22 protein-coding genes are annotated in these 21905 nt (G+C 62.5%); 10 read left to right on the top strand and 12 right to left on the bottom strand.

Going from position 1 to position 21905, the window contains the following annotated elements; all coding sequences use genetic code 11:
- Window positions 1–65: 65 nt before the first annotated feature.
- From GA829_RS09455 to GA829_RS09445, 3 genes are all read right to left on the bottom strand, one after another.
- Window positions 66–917, bottom strand: a complete 852-nt coding sequence (locus tag GA829_RS09455; RefSeq protein ID WP_195178237.1) for a sugar phosphate isomerase/epimerase family protein — start codon at window positions 915–917, stop codon at window positions 66–68.
- Window positions 918–1154: 237 nt separating this feature from the next.
- A complete protein-coding gene (locus tag GA829_RS09450) occupies window positions 1155–2342 on the bottom strand; it encodes a Gfo/Idh/MocA family protein (RefSeq protein ID WP_195178236.1) in 1188 nt (395 codons plus the stop codon).
- 149 nt (window positions 2343–2491) lie between these two features.
- On the bottom strand, window positions 2492–3547 hold the full coding sequence (locus tag GA829_RS09445) for a sugar phosphate isomerase/epimerase family protein (RefSeq protein ID WP_195178235.1): 1056 nt from the start codon (window positions 3545–3547) through the stop codon (window positions 2492–2494).
- Window positions 3548–3946: 399 nt separating this feature from the next.
- On the opposite strand from GA829_RS09445, the gene GA829_RS09440 reads away from it, so the two are divergent.
- The 5 genes from GA829_RS09440 (at window position 3947) to GA829_RS09420 (ending at window position 8232) form a co-directional block, all read left to right on the top strand.
- On the top strand, window positions 3947–4834 hold the full coding sequence (locus GA829_RS09440; protein WP_195178234.1) for a sugar phosphate isomerase/epimerase family protein: 888 nt from the start codon (window positions 3947–3949) through the stop codon (window positions 4832–4834).
- A gap of 58 nt (window positions 4835–4892) precedes the next feature.
- The gene (locus tag GA829_RS09435; RefSeq protein WP_195178233.1) at window positions 4893–6062 is read left to right on the top strand and encodes a mandelate racemase/muconate lactonizing enzyme family protein; all 1170 of its coding nucleotides are present in this window, start codon (window positions 4893–4895) and stop codon (window positions 6060–6062) included.
- 2 nt (window positions 6063–6064) lie between these two features.
- Window positions 6065–6781 (top strand): FadR/GntR family transcriptional regulator, encoded by a 717-nt coding sequence (locus tag GA829_RS09430; protein WP_195178232.1) that lies wholly within the window; start codon window positions 6065–6067, stop codon window positions 6779–6781.
- Between the two features lies 1 nt (window position 6782).
- Entirely contained in the window at window positions 6783–7763 is a 981-nt protein-coding gene (locus GA829_RS09425; RefSeq protein WP_195178231.1) for a hydroxyacid dehydrogenase, read from the top strand.
- A gap of 82 nt (window positions 7764–7845) precedes the next feature.
- Window positions 7846–8232 carry a hypothetical protein gene (locus tag GA829_RS09420; RefSeq protein ID WP_195178230.1) on the top strand — a complete coding sequence of 129 codons (387 nt, stop codon included), beginning with the start codon at window positions 7846–7848 and terminating at the stop codon, window positions 8230–8232.
- Between the two features lie 18 nt (window positions 8233–8250).
- Here GA829_RS09420 and GA829_RS09415 read toward each other — a convergent pair whose 3' ends face one another.
- Window positions 8251–9546, bottom strand: coding sequence for an amidase (locus tag GA829_RS09415; protein ID WP_195178229.1), 1296 nt, complete (start codon window positions 9544–9546; stop codon window positions 8251–8253).
- Window positions 9547–9663: 117 nt separating this feature from the next.
- Between GA829_RS09415 and GA829_RS09410 the strand changes: the two genes are divergently transcribed.
- Window positions 9664–10011, top strand: a complete 348-nt coding sequence (locus tag GA829_RS09410) for a GFA family protein (RefSeq protein ID WP_195179583.1) — start codon at window positions 9664–9666, stop codon at window positions 10009–10011.
- 2 nt (window positions 10012–10013) lie between these two features.
- On the opposite strand, the gene GA829_RS09405 is transcribed toward GA829_RS09410, so the two are convergent.
- A complete protein-coding gene (locus GA829_RS09405) occupies window positions 10014–11231 on the bottom strand; it encodes an MFS transporter (RefSeq protein ID WP_195178228.1) in 1218 nt (405 codons plus the stop codon).
- A gap of 185 nt (window positions 11232–11416) precedes the next feature.
- Here GA829_RS09405 and GA829_RS09400 point away from each other — a divergent pair, with 185 nt between their 5' ends.
- A complete protein-coding gene (locus GA829_RS09400) occupies window positions 11417–12403 on the top strand; it encodes an AraC family transcriptional regulator (RefSeq protein ID WP_195178227.1) in 987 nt (328 codons plus the stop codon).
- Between the two features lie 11 nt (window positions 12404–12414).
- Here GA829_RS09400 and GA829_RS09395 read toward each other — a convergent pair whose 3' ends face one another.
- From GA829_RS09395 to GA829_RS09365, 7 genes are all read right to left on the bottom strand, one after another.
- On the bottom strand, window positions 12415–13500 hold the full coding sequence (locus GA829_RS09395) for an ABC transporter ATP-binding protein (protein WP_195178226.1): 1086 nt from the start codon (window positions 13498–13500) through the stop codon (window positions 12415–12417).
- Window positions 13500–14603, bottom strand: a complete 1104-nt coding sequence (locus GA829_RS09390) for an ABC transporter ATP-binding protein (RefSeq protein ID WP_195178225.1) — start codon at window positions 14601–14603, stop codon at window positions 13500–13502. Before GA829_RS09390 ends, GA829_RS09395 begins: the two co-directional genes overlap by 1 nt.
- Window positions 14600–14830: a hypothetical protein gene (locus GA829_RS09385; RefSeq protein ID WP_195178224.1), complete on the bottom strand. Its 231-nt coding sequence runs from the start codon at window positions 14828–14830 to the stop codon at window positions 14600–14602. Before GA829_RS09385 ends, GA829_RS09390 begins: the two co-directional genes overlap by 4 nt.
- Window positions 14827–15786, bottom strand: coding sequence for a carbohydrate ABC transporter permease (locus GA829_RS09380; protein ID WP_195178223.1), 960 nt, complete (start codon window positions 15784–15786; stop codon window positions 14827–14829). Before GA829_RS09380 ends, GA829_RS09385 begins: the two co-directional genes overlap by 4 nt.
- 1 nt (window position 15787) lies before the next feature.
- Window positions 15788–16693 carry a carbohydrate ABC transporter permease gene (locus tag GA829_RS09375; RefSeq protein ID WP_195178222.1) on the bottom strand — a complete coding sequence of 302 codons (906 nt, stop codon included), beginning with the start codon at window positions 16691–16693 and terminating at the stop codon, window positions 15788–15790.
- Between the two features lie 69 nt (window positions 16694–16762).
- Window positions 16763–18079 (bottom strand): ABC transporter substrate-binding protein, encoded by a 1317-nt coding sequence (locus GA829_RS09370; RefSeq protein ID WP_195178221.1) that lies wholly within the window; start codon window positions 18077–18079, stop codon window positions 16763–16765.
- A 359-nt stretch (window positions 18080–18438) separates the two neighbouring features.
- Window positions 18439–19134, bottom strand: a complete 696-nt coding sequence (locus GA829_RS09365; protein WP_195178220.1) for a TetR/AcrR family transcriptional regulator — start codon at window positions 19132–19134, stop codon at window positions 18439–18441.
- 101 nt (window positions 19135–19235) lie between these two features.
- Between GA829_RS09365 and GA829_RS09360 the strand changes: the two genes are divergently transcribed.
- The 3 genes from GA829_RS09360 to GA829_RS09350 are packed head-to-tail and all read left to right on the top strand — an operon-like array spanning window position 19236 to window position 21725.
- Window positions 19236–20432 carry a Tm-1-like ATP-binding domain-containing protein gene (locus GA829_RS09360; RefSeq protein ID WP_195178219.1) on the top strand — a complete coding sequence of 399 codons (1197 nt, stop codon included), beginning with the start codon at window positions 19236–19238 and terminating at the stop codon, window positions 20430–20432.
- Window positions 20433–20442: 10 nt separating this feature from the next.
- Window positions 20443–21300, top strand: a complete 858-nt coding sequence (locus GA829_RS09355) for a phosphoenolpyruvate hydrolase family protein (protein WP_195178218.1) — start codon at window positions 20443–20445, stop codon at window positions 21298–21300.
- Window positions 21301–21305: 5 nt separating this feature from the next.
- Window positions 21306–21725 (top strand): cupin domain-containing protein, encoded by a 420-nt coding sequence (locus GA829_RS09350; protein WP_195178217.1) that lies wholly within the window; start codon window positions 21306–21308, stop codon window positions 21723–21725.
- The last annotated feature ends 180 nt before the right edge of the window (window positions 21726–21905 follow it).

Below are 21905 nucleotides of genomic sequence, written 5' to 3'. Positions count from 1 at the left end.
ATGGATCCTCGGGTCTGCGCGTCCGCTTCGCTCCCGCGCCGCCCGTGGATGACGAAGGCTCGAGACTATGCCGCTCTCCTCCACCCGTTCCTGATATGCTTGTACCCGTCGCGATAAACCGCCTCAGGCGTCTCCGAAAAATCACGCCAAACCTTGGTTGCCGCCGCCAGGTCCTTGAGTGAACGCCCAAAGGCCTCGATCGTCAGCCAGTCGTCATAGCCGCTCTTGCGGATGGCGGAGAAGGTCTCCTTCCACGGAAGGTTACCGCGCCCCGGCACGCCGCGATCATTCTCCGAGATATGGATATGCACCACATTGTCGCGATGCTTCGTATAGGCGCCGATCGGATCGGCCTCCTCGATATTGGCGTGAAACGTGTCGTACATCGCCCTGATATGCGGCCGGTCGATGGCGTCGATATGCTCCGACAGGTCAGCCATCGTGTTGACGAGATAGCATTCGAAGCGGTTGAGCGCCTCCAGCCCGATGGTGACGTCCTTCTTGCCGGCATGGTCGCCGATGGCGCGCTGCGAGGAAACCGAGCGCTTCTTTTCCGCCGCCGTCGGCCCCGTGCCGGAGAAGGCGCCCAGTGTCGAATGCAGCGGACCGCTCAGTGTTCGCGCACCAAGCGCATCGGCGCAGTCGATTGCCCACTTCATGTAGTCGACCCCGGCCTTGCGTGTCGCTGCATCAGCCGAAATCAGGTTCATCGCCGGATCGCCCATGGCCGAGACAGCGGTGCGCTCCAGTCCAATGCGATCCAGCAACTCGCCCAGTTTCCCGTAATCATCGGGCGTGCCGACGAAGATCGGTATCTCGACACCATCGAAGCCCGTCGCCTTGATGTCACGGAGCAAAGGCTCGTGTTTCTTCGACACAGCCGTCGTCCACAAGAACATGCACATGCCGATTTTCATCGACGCCCTCTCCCCACTTTAAATTCCCCGGCCCCTTCGCCGGTTTCGCTATAGGCCCACTCATCCGGCCGCATCGCGGCCACCTTCTCCCCCGTGGGGAGAAGAGGCAGACGCCGACGCCAGCGATCTCCTCTCCTCTCCTCTCCCCTCGGGGAGAGGTCGGACTGCCCCGAATTGCTCTTCGCAATTCGGTCGGCAATCCGGGTGAGGGGGCACTCCCTCAGCCAGGCGCCGCAACTACAGCTTCGTCCACGCCCCGTTTTTCTTCGACGACTTCACGCAGGCTTCGATAAAGGCCATGCCTTCGACGCCGTCATGAATGGTCGGGAACATAACGTCCTTGGCCGGCTTGCCGCCCTTGCGGCGCGCCGCGCGGATGGCGCGGGCAGCCTCCTGGTAGATGTTGGCAAAGCCTTCGAGATAGCCCTCGGGGTGGCCCGGCGGCACGCGGCTGACACGGCCAGCGGCCGGCAGCGAGCCTGCGCCATTGCGGGTAATCAACTGCTTCGGCTGGCCGAACGGCGTGTACCAGAGATAGTTCGGATCAGCTTGCACCCACTCCAGCCCGCCCTTCGAACCGTAGATGCGCAGCTTCAGCCCGTTCTCGTGGCCTGGCGCCACCTGGCTTGCCCAGATCATGCCTTTTGCCGGATGCGTGTTGCCGGCCGGCTTGAAGCGCAGCATGACGTTGACGTTGTCGTCCAGCAACCGGCCCGGCACGAAGGCGTCGAGATCGGCTGACAGGGAATCCAGCTCCAGCCCGGAGACGAAGCGCGCCAGATTGTAGGCATGAGTGCCGATGTCGCCCAGCGCGCCGCCAGCACCGGCCTGCTTTGGGTCGGCACGCCACGATGCCTGCTTCTGGCCGGTGGCGGCAAGGTCCTCGGTCAGCCAGTCCTGCGGGTACTCGGATTGCACGATGCGGATGTCGCCGAGCGTACCCTTGGCGACCATCTCACGCGCCTGGCGGATCATCGGATAGGCGGTGTAGTTGTGGGTGAGCACGAACACCTTGCCGGTCTTCTCGACCACGGAAGCCAGTTTCTTCGCCTCTGCCAGGGTCGTTGCCAGCGGCTTGTCGCAAATGACGTGGATGCCGGCCTCAAGGAAAGCCTTTGCCGCCGGCACGTGGACATTGTTGGGGGTGACGATGGCGACGGCCTCGATTCCGTCCGGCCGCTTCGCCTCGGCCTTGGCCATCTCGGCGTAGGAGGCATAGCTGCGGTCCGGGTCGAGCCCGAGCTCGGCGGCCGATGCCTTGGCGCGCGCCGGGTCGGATGACAGCGCGCCGGCGACCAGCACAAAGTCGTTGTCCATCCGCGCCGCGATCCGGTGCACCGCACCGATGAAGGCGCCTTGCCCGCCGCCAACCATGCCGTAGCGGATCGGGCCGCCTCCCGCTTCCGCCTTCGATGCGCCGACCATGTTTTCTCCTTCGTTTTGTTCACCTCCCCTTGAGGGGAGGTCGATCCGCGCAGCGGATCGGGTGGGGTCGCTGGGCGTGGAGATCGGCATGAACCGACCCTACCCAGCTCTTCGGGCCACCCCTCCCTTGAAGAGGAGGGAAAGCCGCCTCAGATTCCCATCATCGCCCGCAACACCTTCTTGTCGGTGGCGCCGCCGGCGAAGTCGTCGAATGCCTTTTCCGTTACCCGGATGATGTGGTGCTGAATGAAGGGCGCGCCCTCGGCGGCACCGTCTTCGGGATGCTTCAGGCAGCATTCCCATTCCAGCACCGCCCAGCTGTCGTAGCCATATTGGGTAAGCTTGGAGAAGATGCCGCCGAAATCGACCTGCCCATCACCGAGGGAGCGGAAGCGGCCGGCGCGGTTGGTCCAGCTTTGATAGCCGGAATAGACGCCTTGCCGGCCAGTCGGATTGAACTCGGCATCCTTGACGTGAAACGCCTTGATGCGCTCGTGGTAGATGTCGATGAATTCGAGATAGTCGAGCTGCTGCAACAGGAAGTGCGAGGGATCGTAGTTGATGTTGCAGCGCTTGTGGCCGCCGACCGCATCGAGGAACATCTCGAACGTCGCACCATCGAACACGTCCTCGCCGGGATGGATCTCATAGCCGACGTCGACGCCATTGTCCTCATAGACATCAAGGATCGGCTTCCAGCGCTTGCCGAGTTCGGAAAATGCTTCCTCGATCAAACCAGCGGGCCGTTGCGGCCACGGGTAGAGATAAGGGAAGGCCAGCGCCCCGGAGAAGGTCACCGAAGCCTTGAGGCCGAGATTCTTCGACGCCTTGGCGCCGAACTTCATCTGTTCGACCGCCCATTTCTGCCGGGCCTTGGGATTGTTATGCACCGCAGGCGGCGCGAAGCCGTCGAACTGCGCGTCATAGGCCGGGTGCACGGCCACCAGTTGCCCCTGAAGATGCGTCGACAGTTCGGTGATCTCGACACCGGCATCGGCGCAGATGCCTTTCACCTCATCGCAATAGGCCTTGGAAGACGCCGCTTTCTTCAGATCGAAAAGCCGTGCATCCCAGGTCGGAATCTGCACGCCCTTGTAGCCCAGCCCGGCCGCCCATTTGGTGATCGACGCCAGCGAATTGAATGGCGCGGCATCGCCCGCGAATTGCGCCAGAAACAGTGCAGGGCCCTTCATCGTCGATGGCATCGGCATCCTCCCCTTCTTTGCAAGAGCGAGCATAGCGCCTGTTGAAAGTTGGGCCAGCCCACTTTGGTCTTTTCGCAGCGGACCACTTGTTCACTCCGCAATCTGGTATTACCAAAAATGCCGATTTGGTCAAGATCAAGGAGTCGTCATTTTGCCCATTACAGCCGCCAACTGGAGTCAACATATTCCAATATAATCAATGAAATACCCCAAAGACTCAGCTGCTTCCTCGTACTCCTTGCCGTCCTGTAGATTTTGCGATAGACCTCACTTCAGGCCAAATTGGTCGAACCAGTTTAGCAAAAAATGCTGGAACGCCTTGGGGAGGAACCCGGCGTCGCCTTTCCGGCGGTGCATGTTGCAGGCGAAGCATACTGGCGAATTTGGGAAGGACAGACCATGCATCTTTCGACACACAACTGGATGCGCGCGGAACCGTTGGAAACGACGCTCAAGCGCATCAAGAAATTCGGCTATGAGTCGATCGAGATTTCCGGCGAGCCCGAACAATACAAGACCAAGGAAACGCGCGCGCTCCTGAAGGAACACGGTATCCGCTGCTGGGGCGCGGTAACGCTGATGCTGGGCGAACGCAATCTTGCGGCCCGGGACCAAGGGCAGCGCGAGCGCTCGGTGCAATACGTCAAGGATGTGCTGACCATGGTCAGTGAACTCGACGGCGAGATCATCACGCTGGTTCCCGCAACCGTGGGCAAAGTGGTTCCGGACGGCACCGAGGAAGAGGAATGGAAATGGGTGGTCGACGCCACCAGGGAATGTTTCACCCATGCCAAGAAGGTTGGCGTCAAGATCGCCGTCGAACCACTGAATCGCTTCGAGACCTATCTGTTCAACCGGGGCGCCCAAGCGCTGGCGCTGGCCGACGCGGTCAGCCCCGAATGCGGCGTCTGCCTCGATGCCTACCACATCCACATGGAAGAATTTAACGTCTACGACGCGATCCGGCAGGTGGGAAAGCGCCTGTTCGACTTCCACGTCGCCGACAACAACCGCTTCGCCGCCGGTCTCGGCCAGATCGACTGGAAGAAGATCATCGCCACGCTGCGGGAGGTTGGCTACGACGGCGCGCTGACCAACGAATTCGTCGCCCCGGTCGACCGCACGCCGGCAGCGCCCTATCCCGAAATGGTCGAGCGCAATCCGGTCGATATTTCACCTGAACAGCTGAAGTTCATCCAGGATCACGGATCCAGCGTGCTGACGGAAAAGTTCTACACCGACCAGATGCGCATCAACGCCGAAACGCTGCTGCCGCTGATCAAGTAATCGACCCTTCCTGTGAGTAAGCCCTTCCGCCATGACGGCGGCGGGGCCGGGGAACAACATGCGCATCAAAACGGTCCAAGCCTGGTGGGTCCGCGTGCCGATCGAAGCGGCCAAGCAACACCGCAGCGATTTCGGTCAGGTGACGACCTTTGACGCCGCCATCCTGCGCATCGAGACCGATGACGGATTGGTCGGCTGGGGCGAAGGCAAGAACGCCGCCGGCAGCGCCGGCAACTATGGCGCCCTCGTCCACATGCTGAACCACGAGGTCGGCCCACAACTGATCGGCCGCGACCCGGCCGATATCGGCGTCATCTGGGAAATGCTTTACAACGGCGTGCGCCACGAAAGTGCGGCGCGTGCCGGCCATGCCATGCCGCAGCTGGCGCGGCGCGGCATGAGCGTCGCCGCCATCAGCGCCGTCGACATCGCGCTGTGGGATATTCTCGGCAAATCGCTTGGGGTGCCGGTCTGGCGGCTGCTCGGCGGCCGCAAGCTCGACCGCATGCCGGCCTATGCCTCCGGTGGCTGGGCTTCTTCCGATGCCATTGGCGACCAGTTGAAATCCTATATCGCCAAGGGCGGCTTCAAGGCGCTGAAGATGCGGATCGGCGCCATGGACGGCGCCGCGCACATCTCCGCCGCCCGCGTGCGCGCCGCAAGGCAGGCACTTGGCCCGGATGTCGAACTGATGGTCGATGCCCATGGCACCTACACGGTCGCGGAGGCCAAGCGCTTCATCCGTCTCGCCGGCGACCTCGACCTCGCCTGGTTCGAGGAGCCGGTCATCGCCGATGACAAGCCCGGCATGGCCGAAGTGCGGGCGAGCGGCTCGATACCGATCGCCACCGGCGAAAGCGAGGCGACCCGCTACGCCTTCCGCGATCTGGCCGTGCTCAAAGCGGCCGACATCTTCCAGCCCGATCCGGCCTTCTGCGGCGGCATCAGCGAGGCAATGAAGATCGGCACCATCGCCAGCGCCTTCAACCTGCGCTTTGCGCCGCATCTGTGGGCTGGCGCGCCCTGCTTCTTTGCCGGGCTGCATGTCTGCGCCGCCTCGCCATCGAGTTTTACCGTTGAATATTCGCTTGGCGCCAACCCGATGATTCACGATCTCGTGCAAGAGACTGTCGAAGCAAGAGACGGTATGATAGCGATTCCGGAAAAGCCGGGTCTGGGATTCACCATTTCAGAGCGGTTCCTGGAGGCGCACGCGCAACGCAATTGACGATGAAAGAAAAGAACCTTCTCGCGGAACTCGCTGCCTACCTGTTCTCCCATTCGGACAAGGAGACAGGCCGAACGCCGTCGGAACGTGAACTGGCGGAGCATTTCGGCGTCAGCCGTGGTCAGATCCGGGAAGCGCTGGCCATTCTCGAAGCCATGCGCATCGTCGAGCGCCGCGCCAAGTCCGGCATCTACATCGACACCAAGCAGGCCAGTGTCGAGGCCATGGCGCTGTTCGCCCGCGCCGGCCTGCCGCTCGACCCGATCCAGATCTATGAAACGGTCGAACTGCGCAAGATCCATGAGATCAAGGCGGCCGAACTTGCCTGCTCGCGCGCCACCGAGGAGAATTTCGAGCGGCTGCGCGAGATCCTAAAGGCCTCGGAAGACCGCATCGCCGCCGGTGAAGGTCTTGCCAAGGAAGACCGCGAATTTCACCTCGAGATCGTGCGGGCAACCAAGAACAGCGTCTTCCACAATGTCTGCAGCGTCTACTACATGATGGGCGCACAGCGCCTGCCGATCTATTTCAACGAACCCGAGCGCAGCGTGCGCTCGCATGCCGAGCATATCCAGATTTACGAAGCGCTTCTGCGCCGCGACGGCAATCTGGCCCAGGCGCTGATGAGCGCGCATCTGCAAGGCGCCGAGAGCTACTGGAAAGGCATTATCGAGAACCGTGAGGCCGCGCCTCAGAGCCCAACGCTCGAACGGGCCTGAGATGCCCAGGATCCTGTCGACCCACCCTTTGCATCCGCGCGCCTCCGCCATGCTGGCGGGGGCCGGCGACCTCGTTGTCGCCTCCGCCATCGACGCTGGCACGCTGGCCGCCGAGGCCAAAAACGCCGACATCGTCATCGTGCGCGCGCATCTGCCGCCGCAACTTTTCGACGGCGCCACGCGGCTGCGCGCGGCGATCCGCCACGGTGCCGGGCTCGACATGATCCCGATGGAAGCCGCGACGGCGGCAGGCGTCCTGGTTGCGAACGTGCCGGCGGTCAACGCGCGGTCCGTCGCCGAGCATGTGATGTTCACCGCGCTCGCCTTGCTGCGGCAGTTTCGCGTCGTCGATCGCGATCTGCGCGCCAAGGGCTGGCTAGCCGGGCGCGAACACGCCAATTCCAACACCGAACTCGCCGGCAAGACGATCGGCATTGTCGGCCTTGGCGCCGTCGGTCAGGCGGTTGGCCATATCGCGGCTCATGGCTTCGACCTCAATGTCGTGGCGACGACGCGCAGCATGCGGCCCGCGCCGGACCGCGTCGGCTTCCTGTCGATCGACGCGCTGGTTGAACAGAGCGACATTATCGTGCTGTGCTGTCCGCTGACGCCGGAAACGCGCGACCTGATCAACCGCGAGCGCATCGCGCGCATGAAGCCGCACGCGCTGCTGATCAACGTCTCGCGCGGGCCTGTGATCGATGACGACGCGCTGATCGAGGCCCTCAGGAGTCGCCGCATCGGCGGCGCGGCGCTCGATGTGTTTTCGACGCAGCCGCTGCCGCAAAACCACCCCTATTTCAGCTTCGACAACGTCATCATCACCCCGCATATGGCCGGGATCACCGAGGAATCGATGATGCGCATGGGCGTCGGCGCGGCGGGCGAAGCCTTGCTCGTGCTGGCCAACAAATTGCCGGTCAACCTGCGCAATCCCGAAGTGGTCGACCACTACCGGCGGCGGTTCCCGGCCGGCGCTTAGTGCATATCGCCCAAGCGCATGACCCAAGGATGTTTGGTCCGAGAATCCCGGTTTCGCCGCATTTCTCGACGACGCTGAACCCATGTTCACGCAGCGCTTCGCCCTTCTGATCATTGTCTCTTCGATCTGCGCCATGCCGTCATTGGCCATGGCCGAGAGCAGCTATGTCTATTGCGACAATGGGCTGCGCTGCTTCAAGGCGCCTTGTCCGTCGAACAGCGCGCTCGACCTTGCCACCGGCAAGATCATCAAGGGTGTGTCGATCGACGCCAGCCGGCTGCCGCAGGCCGACAAGGCAATAACGGATCTCTCGGACGCGCTCTACGCCGGAAAGATCGTTGTCAGGGGATCGATAGAGCGCCGCACGCAGACCATCACAGGCAAGGAATATGATCTGCCGTGGTTGGTCGCGAACGGTATCGTGCGCACTGCCAGGGACAACGAGCGCAAGCACTGCTCGTCGCGCTAGCCCTCAATCGATGCCCGATCAAGCGTCAAGCAGCGTTTCGACTGAAGCCGCGATGCGCAGCAGACGCCTGTCATGGCCATGGCGCGCCACCAGCATGAGCCCGGCCGGCAGTATCATGTAAGGCATCGGCAACGAAATGGCGCAAAGATCGAACTGATTGGCGACCTGCGTATTGCGCAGCAACAGGCCCTCTGTGCGGTCGCGCAGTTCGGCATCCTCAGCCATCGAAACGATGGTCGGCGCTGTCACCGGCGTCGTCGGCAAGGCCAGGACGTCGACCGATGCCAGCCTCTCGTCCATCGCCAGGCACAGGGCTGCGCGCCGGCGCATTGCCCTGATATAGACCGGTGCCGGTATTGCCTCTGCACGCGACAGAGGCCCGCTCACGTGCGGGTCGACCGGCACCGGCGCTCCGGTCGCCAGCCAGTCGGCATGGACTTCGCCGCCTTCCATCGCGGCGATCGAACCGCGCTTGGTCGCGGCGCGCATCTCGGCCAGCAAGTCGTCGACCGATATGTCCGTGATATCAGCACCTGTCTGCCCGATCTTGCCAAGGCAGCGATCGAACGCCGCCATGACTTCGGTCTCCGTGTCGCCGAAGAGAACACCGCGCGGAATGCCGATGCGAAGGCCTGAAAGAGCGATCGGCGCCAGCGCGGCCGGCGCTTCGCCGGCCATCACAGCGTCCGCCTGGGCACATTGAGCGACCGTGCGGGCAAGCGGCCCGATTGAATCCAGCGTGGCGGACAGCGGGAAGGCGCCGGCGAGCGGCACGCGCCGTGCCGTCGGCTTGAAACCAACAACGCCGTTGAGCGATGCCGGAATGCGCACCGAACCGCCGGTATCCGAGCCGATGGAGATTTCGCTCGTCCCCTCGCCCACGGAAACACCAGCGCCCGACGACGAGCCGCCTGGAATGCGGCTTGCGTCGATGGCATTGCCCGGCGTGCCATAGTGCATGTTGTCGCCGATCGCGGTGAAAGCGAATTCGGTCATGTTGGTCTTGCCGAGGATTACCGCACCTGCCTGCCGCAGCCGGCTAACGATGGTCGCGTCGACAAGGGCGGGCGTGGCGGTCTTGCGCATCAGCGAGCCGGCTGTCGTCGCCTCATCGGCAACGTCGAACAGATCCTTGATGGAGACAATGACGCCGTCGAGCGGTCCGAGGGTCACGCCGGCCTTGTGCCGTGCGTCGCTGGCATCAGCCGCGGCCCGCGCGGCCTCGGCATAGAGCTTCATGAACACCTTCTCGTCGGCTGCACGATTGGCAAGACGTGACAGGATGATTTCGAGATGGTCGCGGATGGATTGCATGTCGATGTCGGACTCCGCCAGGATGCAACGTCTTTAAGGCAAGCAGCCGGTTGGGCCTGCCAGACGGATAACCCGGCCAGCGTGCCTTTGCACCCTGCCAGCGATAGGAAGATGCTGATGCTGTACAAAGGCAGCTGTCACTGCGGCAAGATCGCGCTCGAGTTTGAAGCCGAGCTGACAGGGGCAGTGCGGTGCAATTGCTCTATCTGCGCGCGCAAGGGCGCCTTGCTATGCGCCATTCCGCACGAGGCACTGCAGGTGCTGGCATGGGGCGACGATCTCGGCACCTACACGTTCGGCAACCACGCCATCGCGCACCGCTTCTGCCGCGCCTGTGGCATTCACCCATTTGCCGAGGATGTCCGCGAAGGCGGCGAACGCAGTGCCTATATCAACCTGCACTGCGTCGCCGATCTGGATCCGGCCATCATGCCAGTCTTCGACTTTGACGGCCGCTCAGTCTGATTTCAGGCATCCGCCCGCTTCGGGCCAAGCAGGAAGACCACCACGGCCGCCAGCAATGTCGCCGCGCTGCAATAGGCGAAGGCGCTGGCCACGCCGGCGTGGTCGACCAGCAAGCCGCCGAACACCGCACCCAGCGCGATAGCCATCTGGAAGGTCGCGACCATCAGGCCACCCGCGCTCTCGGCTTGATCAGGGGCTTCTCGCACCAGCCACGTCTGCAGCCCGACCGGCACCGCGCCGAAGGCGAAGCCCCAGACGGCGACAGCAACCGCCGAGGCCAATGGAGACGCGCCCAGAACCAGCAGCGACAGCGCCGCCAGTCCGATCAGCAGCGGCGCCAGGGCTACAGCCGTCTTGAGGCTGCGTTCGGCCAGGAAGCCTCCGGCAAGATTGCCGAAGAACCCGCCAACGCCATAGCCCAGCAAAACAAGAGAAATCGTCTGAATGTTCAGCACCGGCACTTTCTCAAGGAAAGGACGGACATAGGTGAAGCCGGCGAATTGCCCGGAAGCAACCAGCAGCACGACCAGCAAGGCAATCCTGATCATCGGCCGCTTCAGCACTTCGAGCAAGGTGCTGAAGCTCGCAACGCCGACGGGCGGCAGTTTGGGGATGGTCGCCAACTGCGCCAGAAGCGCCAGGCCACCGACGACAGTGGCGATCATGAACGCTGTCCGCCATCCCCAGACGTCGCCAACATAGGCGCCGATCGGCGCCGCGCAGACGGTCGCCACCGAAACGCCGGTCAGGATGATCGACATGGCGCGCGGCATCAGCCGCATAGGCACTAGCCGCAGCGCCATGGCCGCAGACATCGCCCAGAAGCCACCGAGTGCTACGCCAAGCACGACTCGGGCAATCAGAAGAACCGAAAGCGACGATGCAAACGCCGCCAGAAGGTTGGACAGGATCAAAAGCACCGTCAGCATCCACATCACCAGCCTGCGGTCCATGCGCCTGGTGATGATGGCCATGGTCGGCGCGGCAATGGCGCCGACGATCGCGGTCGCCGTCACCGCCTGCCCGGCCACGCCTTCGGTGACGCCGAGGTCACGCGCCATCGGCGTCAGCAGGCTGGCCGGAAGAAATTCGGCGGTCACCAATCCGAACACGCCAAGCGCGAGAGAAATCACGGCGCCCCATGCCGGATCGGTACGTTCGTCAGAATCCGCAGGGTTTAGAAGTGAGGCGTCGATAACGCCTGTCGCGGGGTCGGCCATGGTCAGTCTCCAGTTCCTCAGCAGCGCCAGATAGAGAGTGACCGGCAGGGGCTCCACCCGTTACATGCTTGACCGGAACGGGGCGTGCCATGGGTCAGTCTCTGGTTTTGTTGCGGTGCAACATCTGGCTGCAGTGCAACAAATAGGAAGTAACCACCTGGAGTTTCCATGCTAGAAACCCCATCATGTTTGACCATTCGTCCAAAATTCCGGTGACTGGCGATCCTCTCACCGACATCTTGCGCGGCCTGCGTCTCGACGGTGTCGAGTATGGCCGCTGCGAAATGAAGGAACCCTGGGGCATCCAGTTCCCGGCTCACTCGGGCGCGCGGTTTCACTTCATTGGCCGCAAAGGCTGCTGGCTGAAGCAGCCGTCCGGCGAATGGGTGCAGCTTAACGCGGGCGATGCGGTGCTTTTGCCGCGAGGAACTGCCCATGTGCTTGCCAGCGAGCCTGGCGCGCGGACCTGGCCGATCCATGGCTACGAGCTCGAGGAAGTCTGCAAGGATGTCTTCTGCACGTCGAACGCGGAGATGTGCAACACCGACTGCCAGCCAGGAACGCTGCTGTTCAGTGCCAGCATGTATTTCAACATCGATGGGATGCACCCGCTGCTCGGCATGATGCCCGACGTGATGCGCACACATGAGCTGGAAGCCTATGAACCGGGCATCCCGCACCTGCTTGAATCGATGGCGCGCGAAGTCACCATGGAACGCGTCGGCTCCGGCGGCATTCTTGCACGGCTAGCCGATGTGCTTGCAGCGACCGTCATCCGCTCCTGGGTCGAGCGTGGCTGCGGCGATTCCACCGGATGGATCGCGGCGGTCAGGGATCGTGAGATCGGCCGCGTGCTGGCCGCCATTCATCTCGAACCCCATCACGACTGGACGGTGGAAAGCCTCGCCAAAATGATGGGCGCCTCGCGCTCGGGTTTTGCCGAACGCTTCGCCACCATCGTCGGCGAGACGCCAGCGAAATACGTCACGCAGGTCAGGATGCACCAGGCCAGGCAATGGCTGGTTCGCGACCGGATGAAGATTTCCGTCGTCGCCACACGCCTTGGCTATGAATCGGACGCCGCCTTCAGCCGCGCCTTCAAGCGCGTCATCGGCTCGGCACCCAGCCACCTTCGCGCCGAAGTGCGCGGCGAAATCCGGAAGGTCAATTAGACCGGCACCGCCTACCCGGCGTGCCGCAGGTTGATGCCGCTGCCCTTGTCGAACAGCACCACCTTGTCCGGGTTCCAGGCAAAGCGCACCGATTGCTCGATCGCGACATCGGTTCTCGCCGGCACGGTGGCACGCAGCGTGGTGTCACCTACCCGCAGCGTCAGAATCTTCTCGACGCCATGGTTCTCGACGTCGTGAACCCGTGCCTCAACCGGTGCGCCGCCCTCCAGATAGACATCCTCAGGACGGACGCCGAAGACGAGCGGGCGACCATCGGTCGCGCCACTCGCCTTGGCTCCCCCAGCGAACGGCAGTTCGAAATTCAGCGGCGCCATCACCGCGCGGCCATTCACCAGCTTGCCGTCTATGAGGTTCATCGGCGGTGAGCCGACAAAGCTCGCCACATAGGTGTCGCGCGGGTTGTTGTAGATCTCATGCGGCGTACCGGTCTGGACGATGCGGCCATGGTTGAGCACGCCTACCTTGTCGCCCATCGACATCGCCTCGATCTGGTCATGCGTGACGAACAGGAACGTGGCGCCGAGCTGTATCTGCAGGTTCTTCAGTTCGGTGCGCAGCGCCTCGCGCAACTTGGCGTCGAGTGCCGACAAGGGCTCGTCCATCAGGAACACACGCGGCTTGCGAACGATGGCGCGGCCGATCGAGACGCGCTGCATCTCGCCGCCGGACAGCCGATCGGTCTTGCGCTCGAGCAGATGCTCGATACGCAGGGTCCTCGCGACACGATCGACGCGATCCTTGATCTCGGCATCAGGCAACCGGCGGATCTTGGGCTTCAGCGGGAATTCGAGGTTCTGCCGCACCGTATAGCGCGGATAGAGCGAATATTGTTGCAGCACCAGCGCCACGTCGCGCTCGGCCGCACCCCAGTCAGCAACGTCGACGCCATCGATGAAGACCTGACCCTCGGTCGGCTTCTCCAACCCGGCGACCAGCCGTAGCGTCGTCGTCTTGCCGGCGCCCGTCTCGCCCAGCAGAACGAAGAATTCGCCGTCGGCGATATCGAGATCGAGCCCGGTCAGCGCCGTGTGGTTGCCGAATGTCTTGGAGATGTTCTTGAGCTGGATATGCGCCATCAGAGCCTCACCTCAAGCGACTTGCCGCTCACTGTATCGAAGAAATGCGCCTGGGCTGGATCGATCCGGGCAAACACCTTCTCGCCAGGCCCGCCAACGAAGCCGCTCTTGGTGCGTGCCCGCAGCATCTTGGAGCCGACCTTCAGATCGACAATGTCGAAAGAGCCAAGCGGCTCGACGATCTGCGTCTCGACCGGCAGGAACCCCTCGGCCGCATCGTGGCGGATGAGGACGCCTTCCGGACGGATGCCGAGGGCCAGTTGGCCGCCGGCATGACCGTTGAGCTTCGACAGCAACGCGCGCGGGAATTCGAAGCCGGCGGCCGCACCACCGACCGTCACCGAAGCCGAAGCAGCGGTCTCGGCAACCAACGCGTCGGCGACATTCATCACCGGGCTGCCGACGAACTGCGCGACGAACAGATTGGCCGGGCGCGAATAGACCTCGTCCGGCGAGCCGACCTGCTGCAGCACGCCTTCGTGCATGATGACGATGCGGTCGGCGAGGCTCATCGCCTCGATCTGGTCGTGCGTGACATAGATAGTGGTCGAACCCTGCTTGATGTGCAGGCGCTTGATCTCGGCCCGCATCTCCTCGCGCAGCTTGGCGTCGAGCGCGCCGATCGGCTCGTCCATCAGCATGGCCTTCGGCCGCCGCACCAGCGCCCGGCCGATGGCCACCCGCTGCATGTCGCCACCGGAAAGCGCTGACGGCTTCTTGTCGAGCAGGTCGCTGATCTGCAGCGTTTTAGCGACCGAACGCACTTCCTGGTCGATCTCGGCCTTGCTCTTGCGCGTCGCGCGCAGCGGAAAGGCGATGTTCTCGTAGACGCTCATATGCGGGTAGAGCGAGAACGACTGGAAGACCATGGCGATGTCGCGGTCGGCCGCCTTCAGGTGCTGGATGGGCTTGCCGTCGATGAGGATATCGCCCTCGTCGATCGTCTCAAGTCCGGCGATGGCGCGCAAGGTCGTCGTCTTGCCGCAGCCCGACTGGCCGAGCAGCACGATGAACTCGTTGTCGGCGATCTTGAGATTGAGGTCCTTGATGACCTGGACAGCGCCGAAAAACTTCTGGACGCCGCGAAGCTCGATCTGGGTCAATGCTGCGCTCCTGGATTTCGCGCGTCGCCCGTCTGGCCAGTGCCGGCCTTCTCCTCTGGCGCGATCTTCGACGTGATGTTGAAGCCGATCAGGCCGATCAGGATGATGGTCAGGCCGTAGGTGTGCAGCAGCATGTTCCAGGGCTGGCAGAGCGCCACGATGCCAAGCACCATGAGTATCTGCGACCCCGGCTCGAGATATTTCTGATTGATGGCGCGAAAACTCATTTGCGGATTGCTCCGAAGGACATGCCGCGCAGCAGATGATTGCGAAGCAGGAAGGTGAAGATCGCGACCGGCAGCAGGAACAGAAAAGTTCCTGCGGCAATCACGGTCCAGTCCGGCAGGCCGGAGCCGACCTGGCTCGGGATGAACGGCGGCGCGGTCTGGGCGCGGCGATTGGTCATGATCAGCGCGAAGGCATATTCGTTCCAGGCGGTGATGAAGCAGAACACGGCGGTAGCGGCGATGCCGGTGGCTGCCTCGGGCAGCACGATCTTGAAGAAGGCCTCCATGCGCGTGTAGCCATCGACGAGTGCCGCCTCCTCGTACTCCTTCGGGATTTCATCCATGAAACCCTTCATCAGCCAGACCGAGAAGGACAGGTTGAAAGCGGTGTAGAGGATGATCAGGCCGACGTGGGAATCGTTGAGACCGACCGCCCGGTACATCAGGAACATCGGGATCGCCACCACCACCGGCGGCAGCATGCGCGTCGACAGGATGAAGAAGAGCAGGTCCGCCTCCCCCTTCACCTTGAAGCGGGAGAAGCCATAGGCGGTGAACGTGCCCATCCCGACCGCCAGCACCGTCGAGGTGATGGCGATGATCAGCGAGTTCATGAAGCGGTTCGGATAGCCTGACCACTGCACCTCGCCCTTGCCGTCGCGAACGATCTTTTCGCCACCGTCGAAGACAACACGCTCCCACCACGGGGCCGCTGCATATTCCTCCGGCGTTGGCGGCGAGCGCAGCTGCGAGCGCTTGGTGAACAGCTTCACGAAGGGCGATATCTCCGGCTGGAAGACGATCGTCGGCGGGATGGTGGTGGCAAGGTTGCGTGGTTTGAAAGCGGTCGAGGCGATCCAGTAGATCGGCGCCAGGAAGATGAGCGTCACCAAAAGAACGACGACGATGGCGATGCGGTTGAAGGTGATTTCCGAAGAAGTGCGGACGGCAGCCATCTCAGCGCTCCTTCACCTTGTTGAGGTATTTGACATAGATGTTGGTGATGGCCAGCACCATGATCAGCACGATGTAGGCGAGCGCGCAGGAGCGCCCCGTCTGCCATTCCTGGAACGCCATCTTGTAGAGCCGGATCGAGATCAGTTCGGTCGTCGGCTGGCTTGTCAGGATGTAGGCGAGATCGAAGGTCTTGAACGCCTCCATGGTGCGGAAGATGACCGCGATCATCAGGATCGGTGCGACCAAGGGCAGCGTGATGCGGAAGAAGGTGTAGAACGGCCCGGCTCGATCGATCGCGGCGGCCTCGTAGAGATGCTTCGGCACGGCCGACAGACCGGCCAGCGACAACAGCATGACGAAGGGCGACCACATCCAGATGTCGGTCAGTGCGACGGCATAGAGCGCCATCTTGGGGTCCGCCAGCCACTCGAAATTGCCGAGCCCGAGGAAGTAGTTGATGACGCCCCAGGAGGGATCATAGAGCAACTTCCAGAACAGCCCTACGACGGCCATCGACAACATCATCGGCAGCAGAAGCAGCGTGGTGATCAAGCCCTTGAGAGGTATCTCCCGGTTGAGCAGCATGGCCACGCCGAAGCCGACGAGCAACTGGCCGGAGACCGAGACGATGACGTATTTGGCGGTGATGGCGAAATTGTTCCACACGAACGGGTCGTTGAGCAGCTCGCGGTAGTTCTGCAGCCCGACGAAGTTCGCCGGGGCATTGGTCGATGCACGGAAATCGGTGAAGGAATAGCCGAGCGAATAGATCAGCGGAAAGATGTTGAAGACGATCAGGAACAGGATCGTCGGAATGATGAAGAAGTTGCGGATCGACATGTCGCTGAGGCCGCGTGCGGCCGCACGCGAGGACCGATCCAGCGTGGTGATCATCGTGGTCGCCAAGACCCTGCTCCCGGTTCAAGAAAAAGAAACGGAGGAGGCACCAACGCCCCCTCCGCGAAAATGATCCGATTATTGGACGCGGCCGTATTTCTTGAAGGTCGCGTTCCAGTCGCCAGCCAATGCGTCCAGCGTTTCCTTGGCGGTACCACTGCCGCCGATCATGTAGGGATAGATACGCTGGTTTAGCTGCTGCAGCAGTTCGGCATATTCAGGCACCGCCCAGAAGTCCTTCACCTTGAACATGGTCTCGTAGAAGGCCTTGTTGTAGGGCGTGGCGTTCTGGAATTCAGCCGACTTCAGCACGGCCTGGCTGCAGGTGTAACCGCCAAGGGCCGCCCACTTCTTCTGGGTGTCGTCCTTGATGAACCATTCCAGGAACTTCATCGCCTCTTCCTGCTTCTGCGAGTAGGAGATGACGGAGATGCCTTGCCCGCCAAGTGCGGCGAACTGGTCGCCGCCCGGGCCAGCCGGATTGGCGAAGAAGCCGGTGTTCTTGGCATTCGGGTTCGACGCCGGGTTGATCAGCGACGGGAAGAACGCGAAGAAGTTCATGCTCATCGCGGCCAGGTTTTCGGTGATCGCCTGGTTGTCTTCGACGAAGAAGGTCTTGGCCCAGCCCGGAGGGGTGAACTTGTAGAGCTCCTTGTAGGCGTCGAGTGCCGCTACGGCCTTGTCGGAATTGATGTGGCCGTCGACCTTGTAGGTCGCGTAGTCACCCAGTTCGCCGCCGTAGGAGAACAGTGCGTTCTCGAAGCCCATCGCCATCGCGTCATAGGAATTGTCGGTGTAGATCGCGATGCCGTATCGTTTCTGGTCGGGCCTGTAGAAGAACTCGGCGATGTCGCGCAACGCCTTGAAATCCTTCGGCACGTCGAGGTCATAACCGTACTTGGCCTTGAAGGCTTCCTTCTCCTTGGGGTCCTCGAACCAGTCCTTGCGATAGGACCAGCCGACGGCATCGCCCTCGAGCGGGATGGCCCAGTATTTGCCGCTGTTGCCGGGATATTCGGCGTAGTATTTCACCGTCGCCGGCGCCATGACATTGCCGAGATCATGCTTTTTGAAGAAGTCGGTCAGATCGACATAGTGGCCGCCGGTCGAGCCGGCGCCAAGCCACTGCGAGTCGCCGACGACCAGATCATAGGCATCGCCATGGGCATTGAACTCGGTGAAGGCCTTGGTCTGAAAGTCCGACCACGGCGTGGTTTCCACCGTGATCTTGACGCCGGTTTCCTTCTCATACTCGTTGCCGAGTTCCTGCAGGTAGTTGGCCGGGTCCCATTCCGCCCAGAAGATGGTGAGTGATTTTTCCTGCGCGTAGACGGACGTTCCGCAGGCGAGCGTTAATCCGATACCAGCAAGCACGCTGGTCACTAACTTGCGCATAATGATTTCCTCCCTTGTGCGCATTCTACCGTATCAAGCGAGCCGGCAACGGGGCCGGCCCTGGTAGTTCCTCCCGAGATCGCACCTTTCCGGTTCCGGGCCTCCTCGCCCTGCCGGAAAATGGATCGCAGCCATCACTTTCGATCCGTTTTTCTTTTCTAATCTGGTATTACCAATTTTACATGCACGTCAAGCTCTTTCTTGGCGGCTCGCGCTGGTCAGCGCAATCGGATTCCAGCGATATCTGTCTGTTTTCGCACGATTTTCCTACTCAATGATACACAGAGGCGTTGCCGAAGCATCCGCACTCCGCTCAATATAGGCAATCGATACGCCAATCTGGTCGAACCAGATTGGCGCTATTTCGCAACCTTTGCTGGCTTCGCCACCTCGGTTGCGACGATCGACTCAGCCACCGCCGCCCGCACAAGGGCGCCAGCTGCCCATTGCGCCACGGATCGCGTTTCGCGGCTGTCCAGCCCCCAGATATCTTTCAGCACGACCAGCACTTCGACACCGAAGATCAGCGACAGCGCCTGCGCCAGCCGCTTGAAGTCTCTGGGCGGCAATTGGCCCTTGAGCGGCGCGATCGCGTCCTTCAGCAACTCGATGCGATGCCCGCGTGTGAAGGCCGGTTCGCCGCCCAGTGTACCGGCCTGGCGCCGCGCCCACTGATCGAGCGTCAGTTTCAGCGCCGCCTTGAATGTCGCCTCGAACGCCTCGATGCGCGGCATGGCCGTATCGAACAGTTCGGCGACACGGCGCTCGGGGTCAGTGGAGGTGGATTTCCAGGTGAGGATCGGCCCCAGCCCCTCGTCGACCACGGCCTGCACCAATGCTGCCTGGCTCGGAAAGTAGCGATAGGCGGTCGCCCGGGAAACCTCCGCCGCCTCGGCGACTTCGCTGACCGAGGGCGTCGCGCCAGCCTGCATCAGCCGCGTCGCCGTCTCCAGCATCAGCCGCCGGGTGCGGGCACGCGGTCCACGCTCGGCAACCCGGTTGCCTTGCTGATCGGCGTCATCACCAGCCAAGGGTTGTTGACGTGAGACATTCATACCAATACGATACGCGCGTCTCAAAAAATTGCAATGGCCATCCAACGGTCTGGCGAAAACGGCGGGCGAAACACCAGGCCCGCCACGGAACGGGAGCCGCTATGAAGCGCATCTATGTTGTGGGCACCGCCGACACCAAGGGCGAGGAGCTCGCTTTCCTGGCCGACGCGATCATGGCTGCCGGCGCCACTGTTGCCCGCGTCGACGTCGGAACGCTCAAAGCCACCGTGCCCGTCGACATCTCCGCCAGCGAGGTTGCCACCTATCACCCGAATGGCAGGGATGCGGTTCTGGGCAGTGGCGATCGCGGCACCTCGGTGGCGGCCATGGCCGAGGCTTTTGCCCGCTTTGTCCAGTCCAGGGGCGACATTGCCGCCATCATCGGCATTGGCGGCGGCGGCGGCACCTCGATTGTCACTTCAGGCATGCGCGCACTGCCGCTCGGCCTGCCCAAGATCATGATCTCGACGCTCGCCTCCGGTGACACCGCGCCTTACGTTGATGTCTCCGACATCGTCATGATGCCGTCGGTGACCGACATGGCCGGGTTAAACCGGCTTTCCCGCACCGTGCTGCACAACGCCGCCCAGGCGATATCAGGCATGGCGGCGAAGCCTGCGCCGGCGCCCGACGGCAAGGCGTCGATCGGCCTCACCATGTTCGGTGTCACCACCGCTTGCGTGACCGACATCGCCGACCAGCTTCGCTCGACCTATGACTGCCTGGTCTTCCATGCCACCGGCACCGGCGGCCGCGCCATGGAAAAGCTCGCCGACAGCGGCCTACTGTCCGGTATCCTCGACATCACCACCACGGAAGTCTGCGACCTGCTGTTTGGCGGCGTGCTGCCGGCGACAGAGGACCGTTTCGGCGCCATCGCCCGCACCCGCTTGCCTTATGTCGGCTCGGTTGGCGCGCTCGACATGGTCAATTTCTGGGCACCGGCAACGATCCCGGAAAGATACCGCGGACGATTGTTCTACGAACACAATTCGAACGTCACGCTGATGCGCACCACCCCGGCCGAGAACCGCGAGATCGGTGCGTGGATCGGGGAAAAGCTGAGCCGCTGCGAAGGCCCGGTACATTTCCTCATTCCTGAAAAGGGCGTCTCGGCGCTGGACATCGAAGGCGGCGCCTTCTTCGATCCGGAAGCCGATGAAGCCCTGTTCGAGGCCATCGAGCGCGCCATCAAGCCAAGTGCCACGCGCCGCATCACGCGCCTGCCGCTGAACATCAACGATCCCGAATTCGCAAAAGCCGCGGTCGCGGCTTTTCTCGACATCGCCAGACAGTGAGAGACGAACCATGACTGCCATACCGCGCAAGGACATCCTGAAGAAATTCAGGGGAATGATCGACAAGGGCGTGCCGATCGTCGGCGGCGGCGCCGGCACCGGCCTGTCGGCCAAGGCCGAGGAAGCCGGCGGCATCGACCTCATCATCATCTACAATTCCGGCCGCTACCGCATGGCCGGCCGCGGTTCGGCCGCCGGCCTGCTCGCCTACGGCAACGCCAACGAGATCGTCAAGGAAATGGCCTACGAGGTGCTGCCGGTGGTCAAGAAGACGCCGGTGCTGGCCGGCGTCAACGGCACCGATCCCTTCGTCATCATGCCGCTGCTTCTGGCGGAATTGAAAACGATGGGCTTTTCCGGCGTGCAGAATTTTCCAACCATAGGCCTGTTCGACGGGAAGATGCGGCAGAGTTTCGAGGAGACCGGCATGGGCTTTGGCCTCGAGGTCGACATGATCGCCGAGGCGCACAAGCTCGACCTGTTGACCACGCCCTACGTCTTCAACCCCGACGAAGCGCGCGCCATGACCAAGGCCGGTGCCGACATCATCGTCGCCCATATGGGCGTGACGACAGGCGGTTCTATCGGCGCCACGTCGGCAAAATCGCTCGACGACTGCGTGGTTGAGATCGACGCCATCGCCAATGCCGCCCGCTCGGTGCGCAAGGACGTCATCCTGCTTTGCCATGGCGGACCGATCTCGATGCCGGACGACGCCCGCTACATTCTCGACCGCTGCAAAGGCCTGCATGGTTTCTATGGCGCAAGCTCGATGGAGCGGCTGCCGGCGGAAGCCGCCATCGCCAAACAGACCGCGGATTTCAAGGCCGTTACGCTCGATGGCCAGACGAAGAAAAAGAAGGGATGAGAGAGATGACCGACAAGAACAAGGTGTTTGTCTACCCAAAGGACGTCAGCGCCTTCGGCTTCGACTGGGGCAAGCTGTCGCTGACCGTCGCGCCCGAAGTGAACGGCGCGACGCGCTTTTCCGGCGGCGTCGTCGACCTGCCGTCGGGCAAGGGCCACACGCGCCACAATCATCCCGGCGCGGAGGAAATCATTTTCGTCATTTCAGGCCATGGTGAACAGATGGTCGAGGACGACAAGGGCAACCCGGTTGTCGCCAAGGTCGGCCCTGGCTGCACCATCTATGTGCCGGAGAGCCGCTTTCACTCGACGCTCAACACGGGTGACAGCCCGATGCAACTGTTCGTCGTCTATTCACCTGCCGGACCGGAGCTGGGCTTGCGGGAGTTGCCGGATTTCAGGCTTATTCCGCCGGGTGGGAAGTAGCCTCCCCGCGTTGCGGAGGCCCCCTCATCCGGCCGCTACGCGGCCACCTTCTCCCCGCAGGGGAGAAGAGAAAGGCGCCGTGATGCCCAACTCCTCTTCATCTTGGGGAGAGGTCGGATTGCCCCGAATTGTTCTTTGCAATTCGGTCTTGGCAATCCGGGTGAGGGGCGCACCGCCGGC

This window comes from Mesorhizobium sp. INR15 (assembly GCF_015500075.1).
Taxonomy (GTDB): domain Bacteria; phylum Pseudomonadota; class Alphaproteobacteria; order Rhizobiales; family Rhizobiaceae; genus Mesorhizobium.
The sequence above is the reverse complement of the archived record's forward strand: the minus strand, read 5'-3'. Positions and strand labels throughout refer to the sequence as shown.

Excerpts from the sequence above, each read along its gene's own strand:
- GA829_RS09440 (WP_195178234.1), top strand. The coding sequence starts at position 3,947 with ATGCATCTTTCGACACACAACTGGATGCGCGCGGAACCGTTGGAAACG.
- GA829_RS09400 (WP_195178227.1), top strand. The coding sequence starts at position 11,417 with ATGTTTGACCATTCGTCCAAAATTCCGGTGACTGGCGATCCTCTCACC.
- GA829_RS09370 (WP_195178221.1), bottom strand. The coding sequence starts at position 18,079 with ATGCGCAAGTTAGTGACCAGCGTGCTTGCTGGTATCGGATTAACGCTC.
- GA829_RS09365 (WP_195178220.1), bottom strand. The coding sequence starts at position 19,134 with ATGAATGTCTCACGTCAACAACCCTTGGCTGGTGATGACGCCGATCAG.
- GA829_RS09445 (WP_195178235.1), bottom strand. The coding sequence starts at position 3,547 with ATGCCATCGACGATGAAGGGCCCTGCACTGTTTCTGGCGCAATTCGCG.
- GA829_RS09420 (WP_195178230.1), top strand. The coding sequence starts at position 7,846 with ATGTTCACGCAGCGCTTCGCCCTTCTGATCATTGTCTCTTCGATCTGC.
- GA829_RS09360 (WP_195178219.1), top strand. The coding sequence starts at position 19,236 with ATGAAGCGCATCTATGTTGTGGGCACCGCCGACACCAAGGGCGAGGAG.
- GA829_RS09435 (WP_195178233.1), top strand. The coding sequence starts at position 4,893 with ATGCGCATCAAAACGGTCCAAGCCTGGTGGGTCCGCGTGCCGATCGAA.
- GA829_RS09350 (WP_195178217.1), top strand. The coding sequence starts at position 21,306 with ATGACCGACAAGAACAAGGTGTTTGTCTACCCAAAGGACGTCAGCGCC.
- GA829_RS09395 (WP_195178226.1), bottom strand. The coding sequence starts at position 13,500 with ATGGCGCATATCCAGCTCAAGAACATCTCCAAGACATTCGGCAACCAC.
- GA829_RS09355 (WP_195178218.1), top strand. The coding sequence starts at position 20,443 with ATGACTGCCATACCGCGCAAGGACATCCTGAAGAAATTCAGGGGAATG.
- GA829_RS09415 (WP_195178229.1), bottom strand. The coding sequence starts at position 9,546 with ATGCAATCCATCCGCGACCATCTCGAAATCATCCTGTCACGTCTTGCC.
- GA829_RS09455 (WP_195178237.1), bottom strand. The coding sequence starts at position 917 with ATGAAAATCGGCATGTGCATGTTCTTGTGGACGACGGCTGTGTCGAAG.
- GA829_RS09385 (WP_195178224.1), bottom strand. The coding sequence starts at position 14,830 with ATGAGTTTTCGCGCCATCAATCAGAAATATCTCGAGCCGGGGTCGCAG.
- GA829_RS09430 (WP_195178232.1), top strand. The coding sequence starts at position 6,065 with ATGAAAGAAAAGAACCTTCTCGCGGAACTCGCTGCCTACCTGTTCTCC.
- GA829_RS09380 (WP_195178223.1), bottom strand. The coding sequence starts at position 15,786 with ATGGCTGCCGTCCGCACTTCTTCGGAAATCACCTTCAACCGCATCGCC.
- GA829_RS09425 (WP_195178231.1), top strand. The coding sequence starts at position 6,783 with ATGCCCAGGATCCTGTCGACCCACCCTTTGCATCCGCGCGCCTCCGCC.
- GA829_RS09450 (WP_195178236.1), bottom strand. The coding sequence starts at position 2,342 with ATGGTCGGCGCATCGAAGGCGGAAGCGGGAGGCGGCCCGATCCGCTAC.
- GA829_RS09405 (WP_195178228.1), bottom strand. The coding sequence starts at position 11,231 with ATGGCCGACCCCGCGACAGGCGTTATCGACGCCTCACTTCTAAACCCT.
- GA829_RS09410 (WP_195179583.1), top strand. The coding sequence starts at position 9,664 with ATGCTGTACAAAGGCAGCTGTCACTGCGGCAAGATCGCGCTCGAGTTT.